The following is a 20,283-nucleotide window of genomic DNA, read 5'->3' on the forward strand; positions in this document are numbered from 1 at the left end:
GACGAGCTTGTCCATCCGGCGTGTGGACACGCCGGCAAGGTAACAGTCGGCGACGACGGTGATCAGCGCGGTCTCGGCGCGTTTGCGGCGCTCGAGCAGCCATTCGGGGAAATAGGTTCCCTGCCGAAGCTTCGGGATCGCGACATCGATCGTACCGACCCGGGTGTCGAGGTCGCGGTGTCGGTAGCCATTGCGCTGCGTGATCCGGTCGGATGAGGGCTTGCCCCATTCAGCGCCGACCACGGCGTCCGCGTCCGCGGACAAGAGCGCGTTGATCATGGTCTGCAACAGACTGCGCATCAGATCCGGGGACGCGTCGGTGAGAGCTTCGCTGAGCAGGCCGGCAGGGTCGACAATAGTAGGAGCGGTCATCGTGTTGATGCCTTTCGAGTGGGTTGTAGGAGATTCCTCGAAGGATCACACGGTGACCGCGTCCACGTTCTACGACGTGCTGGCCACCGTGCGCTACACCACTTTACGGGGCACTACTCTCAGTCCGTCGCGGATGACTTCGCTCTCGCTCGCGTACGCCCCGGATGCAACGCGCTCTTTCAGGGCGTCGGCCATGCTGTTGGGGAGGGTGATGCTGAGCTGCTTCGTGGTGCGCATGGTCGAACCTCGCTTTCGATATGACTCAATCATATCAAGCGGCCTGTTCGTCATTAAAGACGCAACCCACCAAGCAGGTTGGGAGTGTTGGCACAGCTTCGCCCATGCAACTTTCTCGACCATTCCCCGGTTCCATTCTCGCAGGCAGCCCGCGAAGAGCAGGCCGCCACCGCAGGATTCGGCACCACCCTGGCGCATTCCGTATTGATTGCGCGCAGACACCCGCGACCCCCGGAGACGCGGCCCGCAGAAAGCCGGCCCCAGCAGACGTTCGATCGCGCAGACGCGGCCCGCACACGCAAAAGGGCGGAACCACCCGAAGGTGATCCCGCCCCGCTTCGCCGATGCGAAGAGCCGTAAGCCCTGAGACTTAGGCGAGCTTGACGCCCGCGCCGGCCTCCTCGAGCTTGGCCTTGGCCGCCTCGGCGTCCTCCTTCTTCGCGCCCTCGAGCACGTTCTTGGGAGCCTCCTCGACGAGAGCCTTCGCCTCGCCCAGGCCCAGGCCGGTCAGCTCGCGCACGACCTTGATGACCTGGATCTTCTTGTCGCCGGCCGACTCGAGAACGACGTCGAACTCGTCCTTCTCCTCGACGGCCTCAGCAGCGCCACCGGCAGCCGGAGCAGCAGCAACCGCAACCGGAGCAGCAGCCGAAACGTCGAAGGTCTCCTCGAACGCCTTCACGAACTCGGAGAGCTCGATGAGGGTGAGCTCCTTGAACTGCTCGAGCAGCTCTTCAGTCGAAAGCTTAGCCATTGTGTTTCTCCTTGATGTTTGCCCTCACGCGGTGCGTGCAAGGCGGGTTTGTGTGTAGCGAACCGGCGTGTGCCGAATCCTTACGCGTCCTGCTTCTCCTGCAGCGCACCGAAACCGCGTGCGGCCTTGGCGGGCAGGGCGGCGAACAGCTGTGCTGCACCGACCAGAGCAGCCTGCATAGCGCCTGCGGCCTTGGCCAGCAGCACCTCGCGGCTCTCGAGATCGGCAAGCTTGCCTACCTCTGCAGCGGTCAGGGCGTTGCCATCGAAGTAGCCCGCCTTCACCACCAGAAGAGGGTTTGCCTTGGCGAAGTCACGCAGAGCCTTGGCGACCGCGACGGTGTCACCGTGCACGAAGGCGAGAGCCGAGGGACCGGCGAGCTCGTCATCGAAAGCGGTGATCCCGGCGTTGTTGGCCGCAATCTTGGTCAGCGTGTTCTTCGCCACAGCGTACGTCGCGTGCTCGCGGATGCTGTTGCGGAGATCCCGCAGCTGGGCAACCGTGAGACCGCGGTACTCAGTCAGCAGAACGGCGGTCGACTCTTCAAACTTCTGCTGAAGATCGGCAACCGTAGCGTCCTTCGTAGCCATGGCGCTCCCTAGCTTGTCGTACCCGTGCGGCGGATGCCGCTCGGGGGCCGTGCCGCTCGAATGCCCCGCGCCCTGAGCCGGGCTCAGAAACGACGAAAGCTCCGGCGCGCACGCACGGAGCTTCTGTGAAGATCGGGATCGCGATCCCGCATCTCAAGGAGTTCGTACCTGCGCAGGTCTTCGCTTGCGCGAACGTTACGGGATCCTCGCGGATCCTACCGACGGTCTTTGGCCGTCGGAAACTCTATCACACTTTCGCCGCCTTCTGTCATCCTGCGTGCGCGATCAGCCCGCGGGCTTCAGCATGTAGCCCGCACCGCGCACCGTGTGCACCATCGGTGCGCGGCCGGCATCGATCTTCTTGCGCAGGTAGGAGATGTAGAGCTCGACCACGGTCGACTTGCCGTTGAAGTCATAGGCCCACACCCGATCCAGAATCTGCGCCTTCGACAGCACGCGGTTCGGGTTACGCATCAGGTAGCGCAGCAGCTCGAACTCCGTGTTGGTGACCGTGATCGATTCGCCGGCGCGAGCGACCTCGTAGCTGTCCTCGTTGAGGGTGAGGTCGCCGACCCGCAGCACCGGATCGGGCTGCTGCGCGAGCGCCATCTGCGAGCGGCGCACCAGGCCGCGCAGCCGCGCGATGAGCTCCTCGAGGCTGAACGGCTTCACCACGTAGTCATCGCCGCCCGCGGTGAGACCGTTGACGCGATCCTCGACCGAATCGAGCGCCGTCAAGAACAGCACCGGGAACATCCGACCGTCGGAGCGCACGCGCGTGAGCAACTGCATGCCGTCGAAATCGGGAAGCATGATGTCGAAGACCGCGACGTCGGGGTCGAACGACCGGATCTTCTGAAGCGCCTCTTCGCCCGTCGAAGCGGTATCGACGTCCCACCCCTCGTAGCGCAATGCCATCGCGACGAGCTGCGTGATCGATTCCTCATCGTCGACGACGAGCGCGCGCATCTTTCCGCCATCGGCGCGTTTCAATGCCTGAGATTCCATGTCTGCCTGAGTACCCTTCTCACCTGGCACGCGTGCGCTGAGAAGAAGTCAGCGCCGAGACGCACCAGAATTCTGTACCCCCGAGCGCGATGACTGCCGAGCGCGCGGGAATCTGTCGGTACGAGCCTAATGGTTCCCTCTCCGCCACCGCACCCAACAGATGATGAGCATCGGCACCCCCTGGCAGGATTATCAGCAAACTTTCCAGATTTCCTTTCTACTCAGGTCTTTTAGGCGACAGCAGCTGGATTTCGAGGCGCGCGGACCGGCTTGGAGGGCACTCCGCGCCGGGGCGTGGAAGACTGGAGCGGTGAGCGACACGATCCCCTCCTATCTGACCCGCATGGTCACCGACGGAACGGATCGTATGGCGTGGATGCGAGCCCGGGCGCGCGGCATCACCGCGACCGACGTCGCGAAGCTCACCAGCGCCCGTGCGATCGAGGCCGCCGCTCACGAGAAGCTGCACGGCAGTCGCTTCACCGGCAACGCCTACACCGCGCACGGCAAGGCTCGCGAGCCCGAGATCGCCGCTTGGGTGCTCCGGGAGCACGAGATCTCCCCCAGCCAGGCGCTCTTCCACGCGGAGGCCGACCTGCGACACCTCGCAACCCCCGACGGGCTCGCGCAGCGGCAGACCGGCACGATCGAGCTCGCCGAGATCAAGACCACCAACAAGGAATGGCGATCGATCCCGCGCAACTACCTGCGTCAGGTCTGGTGGCAGCAGTACGTGCTCGGCGCGGAGCGCACCCTCGTGGTGTGGGAGCGCCACGAGAACTTCGTGCCGGTGGGAGATCCCGAGTGCCGGTGGGTGGATCGGGACGAGAGTGAGATCGAGCGGCTCGTGAAGATGGCGGGCCAGCTCATCGACGTGCTCATCGCGCGTACGACCTGAGCCGGTCGCGGATGGTCTTCGGGTTGCCGGTTGCCGGTCCCGTTCCTCCGGGCCCCGTTCCCGGCTGCCGGCTGCGGTTACCCCGGGCCCCGTTCCCGGTCCCCGGGCTGCCGGCCCCGTTCTTCCCGGTCCCCCAGACCCGGCTGCCGGCCCCTGAATCGGGCGGAACACCGCTGCTCGATGGAACTGGGGTCGCTTGGGGGCGCTTCCCGGGGCTCGAAAGCGCCGCGAGTGACCCCGATTTCAGTGAGGAACTCTGGGGCGGGCGAAGGCGCGGCCGCGCGGAGCGGCGGCCGTGGGGAGCGGCCCCGAGTCGCCGCCGTCGGCGGCGACGATCACCAGAACGAGACGGTCCCCTGGTCGGTGCGCCCCTGCGGCGTAGGCGGGGCCTCTTGCACCTGGAGGTTCGCGAGCCGCTGCTCCATGCGCGTCGAGTGCTCGTAGTTGCGCTCCATGAGGTCGTGCAGCGCGTCGGCGATCCGCTCGCTCCCGGGCACGTCGGCCAGTCTCAGGCTTTCCGCCCCGTGCAGCAGATCGATGTCTCCGGCGCCCCACATGCGCTGCAGCAGGCCGCGGCGTGACCGCACCTCCCGCACCCTGCCGAGGGCGACCTCACTGCGATGATGCGAGAAGAGCCCTCGTCTGAGGATCACACGGCGGGTGGTGACCGTCGTGCGGTGCGCAAGCCAGGAGAGGATCGGCAGCACCCCGAGCAGCAGAGCGAGCAGGATCGCCGCCGCTCCGGCGCCGAGGTTCATCCAGGCGGAGGGCAGCGCCCCCACCCAGAACCCCGCCGCAGCCGCGATCACAACCAGGGCGATGACCGGCGGCGCGAGCTTTCGCCCGTGCCGCCGGAACCGCACCACCACGACCTCCGGCTGCGAATAGTTCGCCGGAGCGGGGCCGAGCACCGACTCGACCTCCGCCGTGACCGATCGTGGGGTGCGGGGTGGCATGACCCTATTCTGCCGGGTTCTGCTGAGGCGCAGCGCCGAAACCGTCGAGGCGGTCGCTCGCGGTGGCGCCCGCGCGCTGTGCCGCTTCGCCGGCCGCCTCGGCTGCCGCGCCTGCCGCTTCCGCGGCCTCGGCCGCAGCGTTCGAGGCGGAGGCCGCAAGACCCTGTGAGGCCTGCGAGAGTCGGTCGCCGACCGCCGAGTGACGCGCCGCGTCACGCGAATCGGCCGTGTCCGCAGCTCCTCGCTGGGCACGATCCCGCTGCGCCTCGCCCGACTCGCCCCGCTGCGCCTCGCCCGCCCGCGAGCGATGCGACCGAGCCTCGCCCGACTGCGCCTGCGCCCTGCCCGCCGCCGCACCGGCAGCGCCACCGGTGACCGCGCCGTTCAGCATGCCGACGAGGTCGATACCGACGGTCTCACGCGCCATCTCGAGCATGCCCTTGATGTTGCCCATCGCGTCGCCGGTGATCTTCGACGACCCGTCGGCCGAGACCACGGTCATGTTGTCGATCGCACCGATCGCCTGCGCGTACTCGCCGGCGATCTCCGGCAACAGGTGGATGAGCTCCTGAGCCAGTACGGCCTGCGACTGGGTCTCGAGCGCACGTGCGCGCGCGTCGATGGCCGCGGCCTCCGCGGTGCCCTTCGCTTCGAGCGCGGCGGCCTCGGCCCGACCCTCGGCTTCGAGCGCCTCGGAGGCCGCGATACGGGCCGCCCGGTTCGCCAGACCCTCCCGCTCGATCGCCTTCGCGCGGCCCTCGGCGGCCGACACCGACGCGGCGGCCTCGGCCTTCGCGAGCGCCTCGACCCGGTAGGCCTCGGCCTCGGCGACCGCGCGAACGTCGGCGTTCAGCTTCTCGGTGCGGAGCGCGACCTCCTTCTGAGCGGTGATCTGCTGCTGCTCGACGATCGCCTGCTGCTGGATCGCCTGCTCGAGCGGCTCGGCGGCCGATGCCTGCGCCGTCGCCTTATCGGTCTCGGCCTGGATCTCGGCCTGGCGCAGCTTCAGCTCGCGGTTGCGATCGAGCAGCACCTTCTCGGCCGAGATCTTCGCCTCCTGGGAGGCCTGGTACGCGTTGGTCTCGGCGATGTCAGCCGCCTGGCGCACCTTCGCGGCCTCGGGGCGACCGATGTTGGCGATGTAGTCGGCGGCGTCGCGGATCTCCTGGATCTGCAGGGTATCGACCACGAGGCCCTGCTTGGTGAGGGCCTCCTCGGCGGCCTCGAGCACGCTCTGGGCGACGACGGCGCGATCACGGATGATCTGCAGCACCGTGAGCCCGCCGATGATCGAGCGCAGCGAGCCCGACAGCACCTCCTGCGTCGACTCGTCGATCTCGTCGGAGTTCGAGAGGAATCGCTGAGCCGCGGCGCGGATCATCTCCTGGGTGCCACCCACCTTGACCACTGCGACGGCCTGAGCCTGGATCGTGATGCCGTCGGTGGTCTGCGCCTCGGTGGTGATGGAGAGTCTGCGCGAGCGCAGCGAGATCGTGAACGACTTCTGCACGAAGGGCACGACGAATACGCCGCCGCCCGTGACCACTTTCTGCCCGGAAAGATCGCGGGTCTTGTTGCCGGCAGCGTCGACGACCTCCTTCCCCTTCCCACCCGTGACGATGATCGCCTCGTCGGGTTTGGCGATGCGGTATCGCTTGATGATGACGAGAGCCACCAGCACCAGCGCGATAACCGCGCCGAAGATGCCGATGATCGCCGGGCTTGCGAGCAACATTCAGTCTCCGTTCATTGGGTCGAGGGGTCTGTGGCAGAACCTGGGTCGGCAGCGCGTGGGGTGCCGTCTGCGTCGGCCACCCGCTGGATCGGTTCGACACGCACCGAGGTGGAGGTGATCGTCTGGATCACGCGGACCATCGATCCGCGTGGAATCGCCGTGTCAGCCGAGGCCGCGAGTGAGATGCGCTCGCCGTGACGCGTGACCGCGACCTCGCCGAGGCCGCCCTCGGGGATCGCGAGCACGACGGCGCCCTCGGAGCCGACCAGATCGCCGCCGCTCACGGCGGTGCTCGACTCGGCCCCGCGGATCATGCGCGACAGCCACCACGCTGCCGCGCCGCCCACGAGCCCCGCCAGAGCGCCGACGATCGCGGCGACCGGGGTGGACATTCCCGCGCCGACACTCGCGAACGAGGTGAAGCCGAAGATCGCCGTGAATGCGGCGATCGTGGTGAGGCTGAGGGGGCCGTCCCCGAAATCGAAGGCGTCGAAGATGCCGTCGAGCAGCAGGGAGATCAGCAGCAGGACCCCGCCGACGATGCCGATGATGAGGAAGATGCCGCCGGTGATCAGCGAACCGTCGAGCAACCGCTCGAACCAGCTCATGATGCCATCCATCGCGGGCCTCCTCTCATGCGGCGCGTTACTGGCAGGGTATCAAGGGCCTCGGACATCGTGGCGCCTCACGAAGCCGAACGCCGCTCGACGTCGTCGATTCGGGGCACCGCGGCGAGCAGTTCTCGGCCGTAAGCGGTGCGCGGGGCGCGGAAGAAGTCGGATCCGCCGCTCTCCACCGTCGCGCCGTCGCGCATCACGAGCACCTCGTCGCACAGTTCGTGCACCACCGCGAGATCGTGAGAGACGAGCACCAGCGTCACGTCGAGGTCGCGGCGGAGCTCCTGCAGCAGCGAGACCACGCTCGCCTGCACGGACACGTCGAGCGCGCTCGTCGGCTCGTCGGCGACGATTACCCGCGGCTCCACGGCGAGCGCGCGCGCAAGCGCCACCCGCTGACGCTGCCCGCCGGAGAGCTCGTGCGGGTAGGCGCGCGCGAGCTCCGGCTCGAGTCGCACCGCCTCGAGCAGTTCGGCGATCCGGGCGCGCCGGTCGGCACCGCCCGTGCCTAGCCCGTGCACCCGCAGCAGTTCGCCGAGCGTCTGGGCCACGGTCATGCGCGGGTTGAGCGACGAGTACGGGTCCTGGGGCACGAGCTGGATCGCCCGCCGTTCGGCTCGCCCGCGGCGCAACGGCTGCGGGCGACCGTCGAGCAGCACGGAGCCCGAGGCGAGCGGCAACTGCCCTGCGATCGCGCGGGCGAGCGTGGTCTTGCCGGATCCCGACTCCCCCACGATCCCCAGCGCGCCGCCCCGCCGTACCGCCAGCGAGACGTCGGCGACCGCCACGGTGCGCCCGTAGCGCACGCTCGCGCCGCGCACCTCGACCGCGGGGAACGGCCGCGCCGCGGGCAGCTCAGGCAGCTCACGCAGCTCACGCAGCTCACGCAGCTCGGGCAGCGTCGGCACCGCTTCAAGGAGGTCGCGGGTGTACGATTCACGCGGATCCCGCACCACCCGCGCAGTCGCCCCCGCCTCCACGACCCGCCCGCCGCGCATCACGACCACCCTGTCGCACATCGACGCGACCACGGCCAGGTCGTGACTCACGAACACGAGGGTGATTCCGCGGGTGCGGCGCAGTTCGTCGAGCAGGTCGAGCACGCGCCGCTGCACCGTCACGTCGAGGGCGGTCGTCGGCTCGTCGCAGAGCAGCACCGAGGGGTCCCCCGCCAGAGCCATCGCGATCACGACGCGTTGGCGCTGGCCGCCCGAGAGCTGATGGGGGTAGGAGCGGGCGATCCGCTCGGGATCGGGCAGCCTCACCAGTTCGAGCAGCTCGATCACGCGAGCCCGGCCGCCCTCTCGCGACTCGCCCTGCGCGGCCTCGACCGCCTCGCGCAGTTGCACGCCCACACGGGTGAGCGGATCGAGTGCGGTCAGCGGATCCTGGAACACCATGCGCACCGACCCGACGACCGACACCTCGCCGCTCGCGATCCGGGTGCCCGCGGGCATCATGCCGAGCAGTGCGCGCAGGGTGAGGCTCTTGCCCGACCCCGACTCCCCCACGACGCCGAGGGCCTCGCCTGGTGCCGCCTCGAGGTCGAGCCCGTCGACGAGGGGCGATCCCGCGCTCGACTCGACGCGCAGCCCGCGCACGCGCACTTCGCCCGCCCGGGTACGAGCTGCGGCGTCGGGGCTCGGCGCCCCGGCTCGGCGCCGAGATGACGCGTGCGGCCCTTTCGCCGACGAAACAGGGCCGTTCGCGTCATCTCGATCGCTGCCCACCCGCGCCGCACGGCCCACCCGCGCCGCACAGCCCACCCGCGCTGCACCGCCGACCCTCATCGCATCGCCCACGCCGTCGCCGAGCAGCGACAGAGCCACCCCGGTCAGCACGACGGCGAGCCCGGGCAGCGCCGACAGCCACCAGTGCGTGGTGATGAACGCCTGCCCGTCGGAGATCATGGTGCCCCAGTCGGGCGTCGGAGGCTGTATGCCGAGCCCCAGGTAGCCGAGGGTGACGATCGCCACCATGATCAGCACGATCTCGGTGGCCAGCAGCACGATCGCCTGCGGCAGCACGTTCGGCAGCACGTGCCGTATCAGCACCCGCGCGTGCGACAGTCCGCCCCCGCGGGATGCCTGCACCCAGCCCGCATCGCGCAGCGAGGCCGTCATCGCCCGCAGCACCCGCGCATACCCCACCCAGCCGACCAGGGCGAAGGCCACGACGATGCCGCCCTCGCCCGCACCCACCGCGAACACGATGGCGATCACGATCACATAGAAGGGGAAGGCGATCACGGTGTCGACGACGCGAGATCCGACCCAGTCGACCGCGCCCCCGAAGTAACCGGTCACGAGGCCCACTGCGACGCCGATCACGAACGGGGCGACCGCGGCGAGCAGGGCGACGCGCAGATCGGTCTGGCCTGCGAACAGCATGCGCGACAGCACGTCGCGGCCGAGCTGGTCGGTGCCGAACCAGTGCTCGGGCGACGGCGGCAGCAACCCGCCCGTGAGATTCTGCCCGCTGGGCGAGTACGGCGCGATCACGGGTGCGAGCAGCGCGGAACCGAGGATCAGCACGAACAGTACCGCTCCGCCGATGAAGGCGGGCGAACGGAGAGCGCGTCGCCAGAACGTCATCGGCCGCCTCCCCCGCCGACGCCCGGGCGCGGAGATCGCAAATCCAGACTCGTGCCGCCGGGGAACCCTCCCGCACGATCCGACAATGCCCCGCCGACGCGATCGGTTCGCTGAAGCGCGAACGAACGATTCTCCGCTTCGCGGCCCTCGGATACGCGCAGCCTCGGGTCGAGCAGCGCCGCGAGCACCCCGGCCAGCGTCGTCACCAGCACGACGAGCACCGCGCAGTAGAGGGCCACCCCCTGCACGACCGGGAAGTCGCGGCTGCCGATCGACTGGAACAGCAGTGTGCCGAGACCGCCGATCCCGAACACCTTCTCGACCACCAGGGTGCCGCCGATCAGGTACGCCGTATTCACGCTCAGCAGCGTGAGCGCGGGCAACGCCGCCCCGCGCACCACGTGCCGCCAGAGGATGCGCCGCTCAGGGATGCGGGCCGCCCGCAGCGTCGTCACGAAATCGGCCGAGAGCACCTCAAGCAGCTGCGCGCGCAGCGAACGGATGAGCGGCGGCGCCATACCCAGCGCCACCGCGAGCGCGGGCAGGAAGAGGCTGCGCAGCGGTTCGCCCGGCCCCGATCCGACACCCCCGACGGGCAGCCAACGCAACTGCACCCCGAACACGATGATGAGCAGCAGGCCGATCCAGAACAGCGGCATGCCCATGCCCACCGCGGGCAGCACCCGCACCGCGTGGTCCACCCAGCCGTCGCGGCGCAGGGCGGCGGCGAGCGCGAGCGGCACCGCGATGACCACGGCGAGCAGCACGGCGAAGACGACGATGCCGAGGCTCACGGGCGCCTTTTCGAAGATGAGCTCGCGCGTGGAGGCCCCGGTGACGAGCGAGTCGCCCGTGTCGAACCGGGTGGCGAGCTGCCCGAGGAAGTCGGTGAACTGCCGCCACAGCGACTGGTCGAGGCCGAGCTTCTCGCGGAGAGCCGCGACCGCCTCTGGCGTCGCGCGTTCTCCGAGAATCATGGCCGCAGGATCCCCCGGCACCATGCGCAGCAGGAAGAACACCGCCACCACCACGCCGAGCATCACCGGGACGACGCGCACGGCGATCCTGCCCCCCGCCCGCAGCGCGCGGGAGACAGCGCCGCGGGCCCGCCGCGCTGATGTCGCCGTCTGTTGGTTCACGGTTTCACCCTACTGGCGGCCTCGGACATTGATCGAGACGCAGGACCCCCGCCGCGCCGGGCGAGCTCGCGCGGCAGGCTTGCCGGGCTAGGCAGGCAAGCCGGCCAGGCTCGACGGACTCGCCAGGCGCGCCCGGCCCGGCGAGCTCGCTCGCCAGGCGCGCCCGGCCCGGCGAGCGCGCCCGCCCAGCCCGACCCCGCCTACTCGGCCCCGCCGCCGGTCAGCCAGGCCTCCTCGAACCGCACGCTCGAGTTCGGCAGCACGGTGAAGCCGTGCACGTCCGCGGTCGTCGCCTTCAGGTTGGCCGGGAAGAACAGCGGGATATACGGCACCTCGTCAGCGAGGATCTGCTGAATCTCCTCGTAGATCGCCTGGCGCTCGTCGCCGGGGGCGGTCGTGCGGCCTTCGTGCATGAGCTCGGTCACGCGATCGTTCGTGTAGTGCGTCCAGTACGACTTGCTGAAGCCCTCGGGGTCGGCCTGGAAGGTGATGAACCCGTTGGGATCGGGCGCGTCGGACTGCCCGCTGTTGATCATGAAGTCGTAGTCGTAGGCGAAGAAGCGCTCGCGGAAGACCGCGATGTCGAGCTGTTCGATCTCGACATCGATGTTGATCTCGGCGAGGGCCTCCTGCACGATCTGGGCGATCTGCGCGCGCTGCGAGTTGCCGCTCGCGATGAGCAGCGTCGTCTTGAAACCGTCGGGATAGGCCGACTTCGCGAGCTCGGCCTTCGCCGCGTCGACGTCGAAGTCGAGCGCTTCGACGGTGTCGTTCGCCGAGTAGGTGATACTGGGCGGCAGCAGCGAGTTCGCGACCTCGGCGGTGCCGAAGGTGGTCGCCGAGGTGATCCCCTCGCGGTCGAGCGCGTGGGCGATGGCGCGGCGCACGTGCGGATCGGCGAACTGCTCGCGCTGCGTGTTGAAGAAGATCTGCTCGGTCGACCAGCCGTCGGTCTGCGAGAGCACCGTGTCGGCGGAGTCGACCTCGGCGGCGTTCGCGGCGGGCACCGTGTCGATCGCGTCGACCTGGCCGGCCGCGAGCTGCTGGCGCAGCTGCGTGTCGTCGGCGATGAACTTGTAGACGAGGCCGTCGAGGTAGGGCTTGCCCTCCTGCCAGTAGTGCTCGTTCTTCACGAAGGAGAGGTCGCCGTTCGGATCCCACTCCTCGACCGCGAACGGGCCGGTGCCGATCGGGTGCTTGAAGAACTCCTCCTCGCTCACGCCGCCGAAGTCCGCCGGGAAGATGCCGTTCGAGAAGCCCGACAGCTCCGACAGGAACGGCGTGTACGGGGACTCGAGCGTGATCGTCACCTCGCGCTCGCCGGTCTCCTCGATGCTCGCGATCGGAGCCGTCAGCGGCAGCGGGCCGCCGACCTCGAGGTGGCGGTTCAGCGAGAACACGACGTCGGCCGGTGTGACCTCGTCGCCGTTCGAGAACTTCAGCCCGTCGCGCAGCGTGAAGGTGTAGACGAGGCCGTCGTCGCTCTCGTCGTACTCGGCCAGCCAGGGGCCGATCTCGCCGTTCTCGTCGAACGCGACGAGCGGTTCGAAGATCTTGTCGATCGCGAACGCATTGTTGGCGGTGATCTGCCGGTTGAGGTCGAGGTCGTTCACCGATGCGACCCGCCCGAAGGTGAGGGTGCCGCCCGCGACGGGGGTGGCGGGATCCTCTCCCGCGCCCTGCGGCTGCGCACCTCCCGCGCATGCGCTGAGCAGCAGCGCGGCCGCGGCGATCGAGGCGGTCGCGAGCGCGAGGCGGCTGCGCGAGGCGGTGCGGGGGTGTCTGGTCACGGGGCTCCTCCGGTGAGGCTCGGGGTCGGGTCGGTGTTGCGGGATCGGGCTCGGGCTCAGGATCGGGATCGGGATCGGGATCAGGATCGGGATCAGGCTCAGGATCGGGATCCCGGCGCGCCCGAGTGGTCCACGTTCATACCGTAACCCCGTTCCCAGCAATGAACCACTTTGCCTCCGATCCGCAGAACCACGTGCCAGCCCGTCGCCCCTCACCCGTCGTGCCAGCCCATTCCCCGGTCCACCCGTGGCCGACCGAGGCGCCGCGTCCCCTGAACGCGGAGTGCCATTCTGCGTGTACCCCACGGTGCATACCAGCAGATCGGGACTCCGCTGCGGAACGCACGAGGGCAAGGTGACGCGTCGGGCCAGACGCAGCTCGCTCGGGCACCGACTCAGGTGCCGGGCGACGCGACCGGATCGACCAGATGCCCGCCGCGAATCACCGCAACGATGGATTCGGGATCGCTCAGCGCCCCCGGTTCTCGAGGATCACGGCGCAGGATCACACCGTCTGCGACGGCACCCTCGGCGATCCGCCCCGCCGGCGCACCAGGCGCAGCCGACGCACCCGACGCAGCCGACGCACCCGGCACAACCGACGCACCCGGCGAACCATGCGCACCCCGCCCGACTCCCGCGCTCGAGTCTCTCTCCCCAACCCGGGCCAGCAGCTCGGCGCCGGAGCGCGTCGCGGCGATGAGAGCTTCCTCCGGAGAGAGCCCCGCCTCGACCAGCGCGTCGAACTCGAGCGCGTTGGTGCCGTGCTGATCCGAGGTTCCGTAGTCGGTTCCGAGTGCGATCGCGAGCCCGGCGTCGCGGGCGCGCAGCACCGCTCGCGGGTGCGCTCCGGTAGCCTCGTCGACCCGTGCCCGCAATGCAACCGGCAGCACCCCCGCGTCGATCATGCGCTGCACGAGGCGGTAGATGCGCAGCGTCGGTACGAGCGTCATCCCGCGCTCGGCGGCGCGGCGGGCCTGGTCATCGCTCAGGAAGATCCCGTGCTCGATGCTCAACGCGCCCGCCTCGATCGCGTGGTCGATGGCTTCCCCGCCCCAGGCGTGCACCATCACACCGGCGCCCACGCGATCCGCCCGCCGCACCGCGTCGCGGATCTCAGCAGCCGTGAACGTCGGTTCGAGGCCCGCGCCCGCGGGCGAACCTACCCCCGCCGTGCCGTAGAGCTTCACCCACTGCGCGCCGCGCTCGAGCACCTCTGCGACCGCGCGGTCGAGTCCCCCGGCGGCGTCGGCGTCGGAGCGGTCGATGATCCGCACCGAGAGCTGCACCCGCGGCCTGCGGGCCTGCGGGATGGCTCGCAGCATGCTCGCCTCGAGCCCGCCGGCGTCTCGCACGCTGGTGAATCCGGCGGCCAGTGTTGCGGCGAGCGCCCGCTCGGTCGCAGTGAGAGTCTGCTCTTCACTCAGCTGCGCACGATCCGCACCGTCGAAGGCGTGCCAGGCAGCGTGCAGGTGGGCGTCGACGAGGCCCGGTATCAGCCACAGACGCTCGGCGTGCAGTGCTGAGGCGTCGAGGTCGCCTGCGCGCTCGGTACCCCCGAACGCGAAGACTCCGTCTGACCACGAGACGCGAGTCGGCGCTGAGAAGCCGCCGCGGTCGCCGAGGATCCGGATCGCGCGCGCCGCAAGACTCACGAGAGCCGCATCCGTGCAGCCAACTCCCGCTGCGGCCGCAGCGTCGCCCGCCGCGTCGCCCGCGGACCCCGCCGCGCCGCCCGCGGAGTCCGCGGCGCCCGCAACGCCACCCGCGGCTCTGCTCCCCATGCTCCGTCCATTCCTTTATCCTCCTCCGCCGCGACGCGGAGTCTCAAACTGCTGGTATCCCCTCGATTGAAGCAGCAATTCGGGACTCCGTGTTCCGAAGGCTCGGCGCAGGGTGTGAGTTGCCGCTGGGACGGAGGCGGGAAGCGGTCGATTAGACTGTTGCGGTGACCAGCGCTTCCGAAGTTCAGCCCGCCCGCACGTCCGCGATCCTGCAGCTCGTACGAGGCCTCTTCCATCTCGTCGCCGTCGTCTCGGTGTCGGTGTGGGGGTTCGTCGCCTGGCCGCTGCCGTTCCCGGGTCTGCTCACGGGCTTCGGGTTCCTGGTGCTGTCGGTGCTGCTGTGGGCGCTCTTCCTGTCGCCGCGGCCCGTGCTGCGCACCGATCGGTTCGCGCAGGCCCTGTTCGAGCTGCTGCTGCTCGCGGCGGCGGTCGCCGCGCTGCTCGCGCTCGGGGTGATCTGGATCGTTCCTGCGGCCTACGGCGTCGCGGGGGCCGTGGTCGGCTTCATCGCGTCGACGCGCGGGGCCTGATCTCGAGCCGCACCCGCTGATACGGCGCCGATCGCCGCGGAATGGCGCGGGGGCTGATCCCCGGTCCCGCGCACTCACCTCAGAAGGCGGGCGTGATGCACGACGCGCTCGCCCTGCTCGGCCTCCCCGGAGATCACCCGCAGCAGCAGACGTGCCGCAGCGCGCCCGTAATCGCGGGCGCGGAGATCGATACCGAGCACACCGACCGAGCCCGGTTCGGCGGCCATCGTCGCGAGGATGGGCCGCGGTGTTCGGGCGGATCGCGTTTCGCCCCACAGGGCGCGCGCTCGCATCGCGAGACCCTGTCCCACCCAGACGATCGAGTCGGCACCGGTAGCGGCGAGGTCTTCGAGCACGCTCCGGATCGCGTCGTCTTCAGGCGTGACGGGAAGCCGGCGCAGCACCGACTCGATCCCTCGGGCAGCGCACCACGAGCGATAGCCGTCGACGACGTGCGTGGCCCAGAGGGGCTCCCGCTCGGACTCGAGCGCGACAAGCGCGGGCGCCGCGCTGCCCGCCGAACCGAGCGTGTCGAGCACCTCCCGCACAAGCCCTGCGTGATCGGCCGCGATCCAGGCCGAGACACGCTCGCGCTCCGGCCCCTCGTAGTCACCCACTGAGACGATCGGCACCGGGCCGACGCGTGCGATTGCCTCGCCGAAGCTGCTCGGCGCCGGGTCGAGCGCGAGAAGCCCGTCGATGGAGGGGCGCCGGCCGGCGCGCGGCGCCCCGGTGTCCGCGAGCAGCAGGAGATCGTTGCCAGTTTCGGCGGCAACGTCGGCGGCACCGAAGGCGAACTCCATGTAGAAGGAGAGCTCTCGGACATCGGCGGGAATGTGCAGGCCGATCGCGCCGTGAGAGCCGCCGCGGAGCCGCTGCGCGGCCCGATTGGAGACGTACCCCATGGCCTCGGCCTGGGCGAGGACCCGCTCGCGGGTGGCCTCGGAGACCCTACCCCGGCCGTGCAGCGCTGAGGAGACGGCCGTCTTCGATATCCCGAGCGCCTGCGCGATGTCGACGATCGTCACAGTTGAGCCGGTCATAGGACACAGTCTAGGCCGGGATCGAGGGTGCCATTCCTCGTTCGATGGGTTATGCTGGCCGCAATGCGGGAACGTTCCCGCATTGCGGGCGCATAACCAGCACATCCCGCACGTGGCGCAGGACATTCGCTCCCGAAGCCCCCGCCACCCCGACCAGCACGCACCCCCCGACAAAGGAGTCTCCGTGACCTCATCCCCAACCCCGGCCCCTTCGGGCCTCGCCTCCCTGACCTCGAAGGTGGTGCTCGGATTCATCGGCACCTGGGTCATCGCGCTCATGGCGGCCAACCTCGTCCCGGTGCTCATCGCGGCGATGCGGCAGGATCTCGGCGTGGACATCGGCACCGCCGGCGCGCTCGCCACCGGCATGACCGCCGGCTCAGCGCTGGCGATGTTCGTCACCAACCGCTTCGTGGCCCGCGCCGACCGCCCGCGGCTGGGCCGCGTCGGCCTCGTGCTCATGGTGGTCGGCTACGGCGTGCCCGCGATCTGGCTCGCTACACCGACGGTCATGGGCGGCCTGATCCTCGGCGGGATCGGCGCCGGCATCATGATCGCCACGGGCACTGCAGCGGCGTCCTCCACGCGCAACCCGGACCGCACGGTCGCGACCATCATGATCATCAACCGCGTGGGCGCGACGGCGCTCCTCGCGATCGCCCCGATCTTCCACAACGACCTGCGGACGGTACTCATCGTCATCGCGTCGCTCGGCATCTTCGGCCTCATCTTCGCCGGCGGCCTCCCCAATCTTCCCGCGGATCGCGTTCCCAGCACCCAGACCGCCGCGAACGCATCAGGAGCTCCGCGCGCCGCGATCCGTGGCACCATCACCGTGACCGCCGTGGTGCTCGCCATCTCGATGGCGCTGTGGTCGCTCACCGAGGACATGGTCTACTCGATGACCAGCGTGCTCGCGCAGCAGTCCGGTCTCTCCCCCGAGGTCTCGGGCATGCTGCTCGCCGGCAAGGTGGGCGGCGGCCTCGTCGGCGCGCTCGTCGCACCCCTGCTGCTGCGCTGGCTGGGCCGCAGCTGGTCCCTCGTCGCGCTGATCCTCATCAGCACCGCGACCAAGTTCATCATGATCACGAGCGCATCGGCCGCTGCCTACAGCGTCTCGATCATCGTCTGGGGCACAGCCTACGGAGCGCTGCTCGTGCTCGTCACGGGCCTCGCCGCGGTCATGGACGTCACCGGTCGCACGGGCGTGCTCGTCTTCGGCTTCTATATCGTCGGGGTGGCGTTCGGCCCCCTCATCGGCGGGCAGCTCATCGGCGTGCTCGCCCCGCTGCAGTACGCACTGCTGGTCACCGTGCCGAGTGCGCTGTTCGGGATCGCACTGTTCGTGATCGCCCGCAGCCGGCGCAAGTTCGAGAGCGGCAACACCACCGCCGTGGTCGTGCTGCCCGAGACCGATGCCGAGCACGAGGAGGCACGGGCATGAGCGCGCGCGAGGCGGCCGACTTGGTCGTGCACGCCGCGAGGATCCGCACCTTCGCATCAGAGCCCGGCAGCATCGCCTCACCTGCCGACGCACCCGAAGCGGTCGCGGTACGCGACGGACGGATCGTAGCCGTCGGCTCTCGCGAAGAGATCACCGAGCTGATCGGACCCGGCACCCGGGTCGAGGAGCACGCGGGAGCCACCGTGATGCCCGGTCTCATCGACGGACACACGCACGTCGTGCTCGGGCTCGAACTCACCCGCGGCGAGCAGCTCACGGACCTGTCGCTCGACGAGGTGCGGAACCGTCTCTCGGAGGCCGCTCGCAACGCCGAGCCGGGCGAGTGGATCATCGGATGGGGCGTGGACCCCAACATCTTCACCGAGAGCGGATTCACCGGCCGGATCTTCGACGACGCGACGGCGGGGCACCCGGCGTTCCTCCGCATGCGCGATGCGCACTCGGCCGTGGTGAACAGCGCGGGTATCGCGGCCGTCGGCCTGACCGGAGCCGAGCGGTTCTCCGATGAGTCCGAGGTCGGCGTCGATGCCGAGGGCCGCCCGACCGGCTACCTGCTGGAACTCGCGGCGATCGACCTCGTGCTCGGCCGCATGCCCGCCGAGTCGCTCGAGGTCCGCGCGCAGCGGCTGTCGCGGCTGCTCGACGGCATGGCCGCAGCGGGGATCACTTCGACGCACGTGATGGACTTCCATCCGTGGAGCCGGGAGCTCCTCGAGCTGCTCGAGGGACGGGGCGACCTGCCGGTGCGCCTCCGCTTCTCTCCCATGGTGCCACCCGGCTCTGACGAGGCAGCGCTCGCCGAGATCGCCGCGCTCCAGGGCCTCGCGGGTCGTCGCTGGCGAGTCGAAGGGGTGAAGTTCATGATCGACGGCACCGTGGACAACGGCTCGGCCTGGCTCGAACACCCCGACTGCTACGGGCAGGGCACCCGCTCGATCTGGACCGACCCCGAGACCTACCGGCGTGCGCTGCGGTTCTTCGCCGAGCGGGGCGTACCCACCGCGACCCATGCGATCGGCGACCGGGGCGTGGCGTTCGTGCTCGACTCGATCGAGTCGCTCGGCGACGTCGCCTCGCGCGCGCCCCACCGGATCGAGCACATCGAGACGATCCCGGACGACACGCTCGAGCGCTTCGTCGCCCTCGGGGTGGCTGCGAGCATGCAGCCGATCCACGGGGTGCGCCACACGCTCGCCGACCGCTCGGACAACTGGTCCGTTCGGCTCGGTGAGGAACGCGCCGCGCGGGGCTGGCGCGCGGGAGATCTGCGGCGCTCCGGCGCGGTCGTCGCACTCGGCAGCGACTGGCCGGTGACCCCGTTCGACCCTCGCGCGATGATGGCCGAGACCGTGCTGCGCCGCCCGCTGGCCCGACCGGAGCTCGCGCCGGTGCAGCCCGAGCAGGCGCTGACGATCACCGAGGCCCTCGAGGGGTACACGACGCACGCGTCGCTGGCGGCGGGCCTCCCGGACGAGGGCGTGATCCGCCCAGGCGCGCGAGCCGCGTTCACGGTGTTCGCGAACGATCCGCTCTCGATGTCGGCCGAGGAGCTCGCCGCGGCCGAGATCGTCGCCACCTACGTGGACGGCGCACGCGTGACGGTCTCCGCTCACGCGGAATACGAAAGCCCATCGGCGGGTTGAGACTCCCGTGTCCTACTCCTCCCCCGATCCAGGCCCCGCCCCTGCGAACCCGCGGCGCACGGTCGCCGGCGCGACCCCCGAACAGCTCATCCTCGGCCTCGACACCTTCGGCGATGTCACCCGCACCAGCGACGGCGCGCCCGTGCACCACGCGCAGGTGATCCGCGACGTGGTCGAGCAGGCCGCGCTCGCCGACCGCCTGGGCGTCGACGCGATCACCCTCGGCGAGCATCACCGCGACGACTTCGCGCTCAGCAGCCCCGAGATCGCGCTCGCCGCCATCGCGGGCCGTACCGAGCGGATCCTGCTGGGCACCGGCGTCACGGTGCTGTCGAGCGACGATCCAGTACGGGTCTACGAGCGCTTCGCGACGCTCGACGCCGTGAGCAGCGGTCGGGCCGAGGTGATCCTGGGCCGCGGATCCTTCACCGAGTCGTTTCCGCTCTTCGGCTTCCGACTCGAGGACTACGACGCCCTGTTCAGCGAGAAGCTCGACCTCTTCGCGAAGCTGCGCGGCGAGGGCGCGGTGACCTGGTCCGGGCGGCACCGCCCACCGCTCGTCGAGCAGGAGGTCTTCCCCAAGACCGAGCGCGCGAGCGGTGTGAACGCCTGGATCGGCGTCGGCGGCAGCCCGCACTCGGTGCTGCGCACGGTGCAGGTGGGCATCCCGATGATGCTCGCGATCATCGGCGGGGATCCCGAGCGCTTCGTGCCCTTCGCGAATCTCTACCGCCAGGCCCAGGATGAGCTGGGGAAGGATCCGATGCCGCTCGGCGTGCACTCGCCGGGGCACGTCGCCGCCACCGACGCGGAGGCCCGGGATCAGCTGTGGCCGCACTTCGAGGCGAACCGCAACCGCATCGGTGCCGAGCGCGGCTGGCCGGCGACGACGCGCGCCGAGTTCGAGCGCGAGGCGGATGCGGGATCGCTGTACGTGGGCTCACCCGAGACGGTGGCGCGAAGGATCGCCGAAACGGTGCGCACCCTGCAAGCCGACCGCTTCGATCTCAAGTACGCCACGGGCACGATGCCGCACGAGCAGCTGATGTCGAGCATCGAGCTCTACGCCACGCGGGTCATCCCGCGCGTGCGCGAGCTGCTCGCGGGCTGAGTCCCGGGATCAGGCCT

The 20,283-nt window shown here is 69.8% G+C and carries 18 protein-coding genes; 5 read left to right on the forward strand and 13 right to left on the reverse strand.

The features are described from left to right. From AC0KXF_RS13785 to AC0KXF_RS13805, 5 genes are all read right to left on the reverse strand, one after another. Nucleotides 1-372, reverse strand: a 372-nt coding sequence (locus tag AC0KXF_RS13785; RefSeq protein ID WP_473109721.1) for a transposase, incomplete at its 3' end; no start/stop codon positions are given. 93 nt (nucleotides 373-465) lie between these two features. Beyond that, on the reverse strand, nucleotides 466-807 hold the full coding sequence (locus AC0KXF_RS13790; RefSeq protein WP_473110106.1) for a ribbon-helix-helix domain-containing protein: 342 nt from the start codon (nucleotides 805-807) through the stop codon (nucleotides 466-468). A gap of 172 nt (nucleotides 808-979) precedes the next feature. Beyond that, nucleotides 980-1,363, reverse strand: coding sequence for a 50S ribosomal protein L7/L12 (gene rplL, locus AC0KXF_RS13795; RefSeq protein WP_017883632.1), 384 nt, complete (start codon nucleotides 1,361-1,363; stop codon nucleotides 980-982). Between the two features lie 80 nt (nucleotides 1,364-1,443). Then, the gene (rplJ, locus tag AC0KXF_RS13800) at nucleotides 1,444-1,953 is read right to left on the reverse strand and encodes a 50S ribosomal protein L10 (protein WP_473109723.1); all 510 of its coding nucleotides are present in this window, start codon (nucleotides 1,951-1,953) and stop codon (nucleotides 1,444-1,446) included. 285 nt (nucleotides 1,954-2,238) lie between these two features. Next, a complete protein-coding gene (locus tag AC0KXF_RS13805; RefSeq protein ID WP_473109724.1) occupies nucleotides 2,239-2,961 on the reverse strand; it encodes a response regulator transcription factor in 723 nt (240 codons plus the stop codon). A gap of 343 nt (nucleotides 2,962-3,304) precedes the next feature. On the opposite strand from AC0KXF_RS13805, the gene AC0KXF_RS13810 reads away from it, so the two are divergent. Beyond that, a complete protein-coding gene (locus AC0KXF_RS13810; RefSeq protein ID WP_255572849.1) occupies nucleotides 3,305-3,859 on the forward strand; it encodes a YqaJ viral recombinase family protein in 555 nt (184 codons plus the stop codon). Between the two features lie 335 nt (nucleotides 3,860-4,194). Here AC0KXF_RS13810 and AC0KXF_RS13815 read toward each other — a convergent pair whose 3' ends face one another. From AC0KXF_RS13815 to AC0KXF_RS13845, 7 genes are all read right to left on the reverse strand, one after another. Continuing rightward, nucleotides 4,195-4,815, reverse strand: coding sequence for a PH domain-containing protein (locus AC0KXF_RS13815; RefSeq protein ID WP_473109725.1), 621 nt, complete (start codon nucleotides 4,813-4,815; stop codon nucleotides 4,195-4,197). Between the two features lie 4 nt (nucleotides 4,816-4,819). Further along, on the reverse strand, nucleotides 4,820-6,550 hold the full coding sequence (locus AC0KXF_RS13820) for an SPFH domain-containing protein (protein WP_473109726.1): 1,731 nt from the start codon (nucleotides 6,548-6,550) through the stop codon (nucleotides 4,820-4,822). A gap of 11 nt (nucleotides 6,551-6,561) precedes the next feature. After that, nucleotides 6,562-7,170: a hypothetical protein gene (locus AC0KXF_RS13825; RefSeq protein ID WP_473109727.1), complete on the reverse strand. Its 609-nt coding sequence runs from the start codon at nucleotides 7,168-7,170 to the stop codon at nucleotides 6,562-6,564. A gap of 65 nt (nucleotides 7,171-7,235) precedes the next feature. Continuing rightward, nucleotides 7,236-9,761 (reverse strand): ATP-binding cassette domain-containing protein, encoded by a 2,526-nt coding sequence (locus AC0KXF_RS13830; protein ID WP_473109728.1) that lies wholly within the window; start codon nucleotides 9,759-9,761, stop codon nucleotides 7,236-7,238. Continuing rightward, nucleotides 9,758-10,900 (reverse strand): ABC transporter permease, encoded by a 1,143-nt coding sequence (locus AC0KXF_RS13835; RefSeq protein WP_473109729.1) that lies wholly within the window; start codon nucleotides 10,898-10,900, stop codon nucleotides 9,758-9,760. The genes AC0KXF_RS13830 and AC0KXF_RS13835 overlap by 4 nt, the downstream gene beginning before the upstream one ends. Nucleotides 10,901-11,100: 200 nt before the next feature. Continuing rightward, nucleotides 11,101-12,690, reverse strand: coding sequence for an ABC transporter substrate-binding protein (locus tag AC0KXF_RS13840; RefSeq protein WP_473109730.1), 1,590 nt, complete (start codon nucleotides 12,688-12,690; stop codon nucleotides 11,101-11,103). A gap of 395 nt (nucleotides 12,691-13,085) precedes the next feature. Then, entirely contained in the window at nucleotides 13,086-14,474 is a 1,389-nt protein-coding gene (locus AC0KXF_RS13845) for an amidohydrolase family protein (protein WP_473109731.1), read from the reverse strand. 164 nt (nucleotides 14,475-14,638) lie between these two features. Between AC0KXF_RS13845 and AC0KXF_RS13850 the strand changes: the two genes are divergently transcribed. Next, nucleotides 14,639-15,004: a DUF2568 domain-containing protein gene (locus tag AC0KXF_RS13850; protein ID WP_473109732.1), complete on the forward strand. Its 366-nt coding sequence runs from the start codon at nucleotides 14,639-14,641 to the stop codon at nucleotides 15,002-15,004. 74 nt (nucleotides 15,005-15,078) lie between these two features. On the opposite strand, the gene AC0KXF_RS13855 is transcribed toward AC0KXF_RS13850, so the two are convergent. Next, on the reverse strand, nucleotides 15,079-16,047 hold the full coding sequence (locus tag AC0KXF_RS13855; protein WP_473109733.1) for a LacI family DNA-binding transcriptional regulator: 969 nt from the start codon (nucleotides 16,045-16,047) through the stop codon (nucleotides 15,079-15,081). Between the two features lie 184 nt (nucleotides 16,048-16,231). Between AC0KXF_RS13855 and AC0KXF_RS13860 the strand changes: the two genes are divergently transcribed. From AC0KXF_RS13860 to AC0KXF_RS13870, 3 genes are all read left to right on the forward strand, one after another. After that, on the forward strand, nucleotides 16,232-17,491 hold the full coding sequence (locus tag AC0KXF_RS13860; protein WP_473109734.1) for an MFS transporter: 1,260 nt from the start codon (nucleotides 16,232-16,234) through the stop codon (nucleotides 17,489-17,491). Continuing rightward, entirely contained in the window at nucleotides 17,488-19,155 is a 1,668-nt protein-coding gene (locus AC0KXF_RS13865) for an amidohydrolase (protein WP_473109735.1), read from the forward strand. Before AC0KXF_RS13860 ends, AC0KXF_RS13865 begins: the two co-directional genes overlap by 4 nt. 88 nt (nucleotides 19,156-19,243) lie before the next feature. After that, entirely contained in the window at nucleotides 19,244-20,266 is a 1,023-nt protein-coding gene (locus tag AC0KXF_RS13870; RefSeq protein WP_473109780.1) for an LLM class flavin-dependent oxidoreductase, read from the forward strand. Nucleotides 20,267-20,283: the final 17 nt, after the last annotated feature.

The sequence above is a fragment of the Leucobacter holotrichiae genome (genome assembly GCF_055791005.1).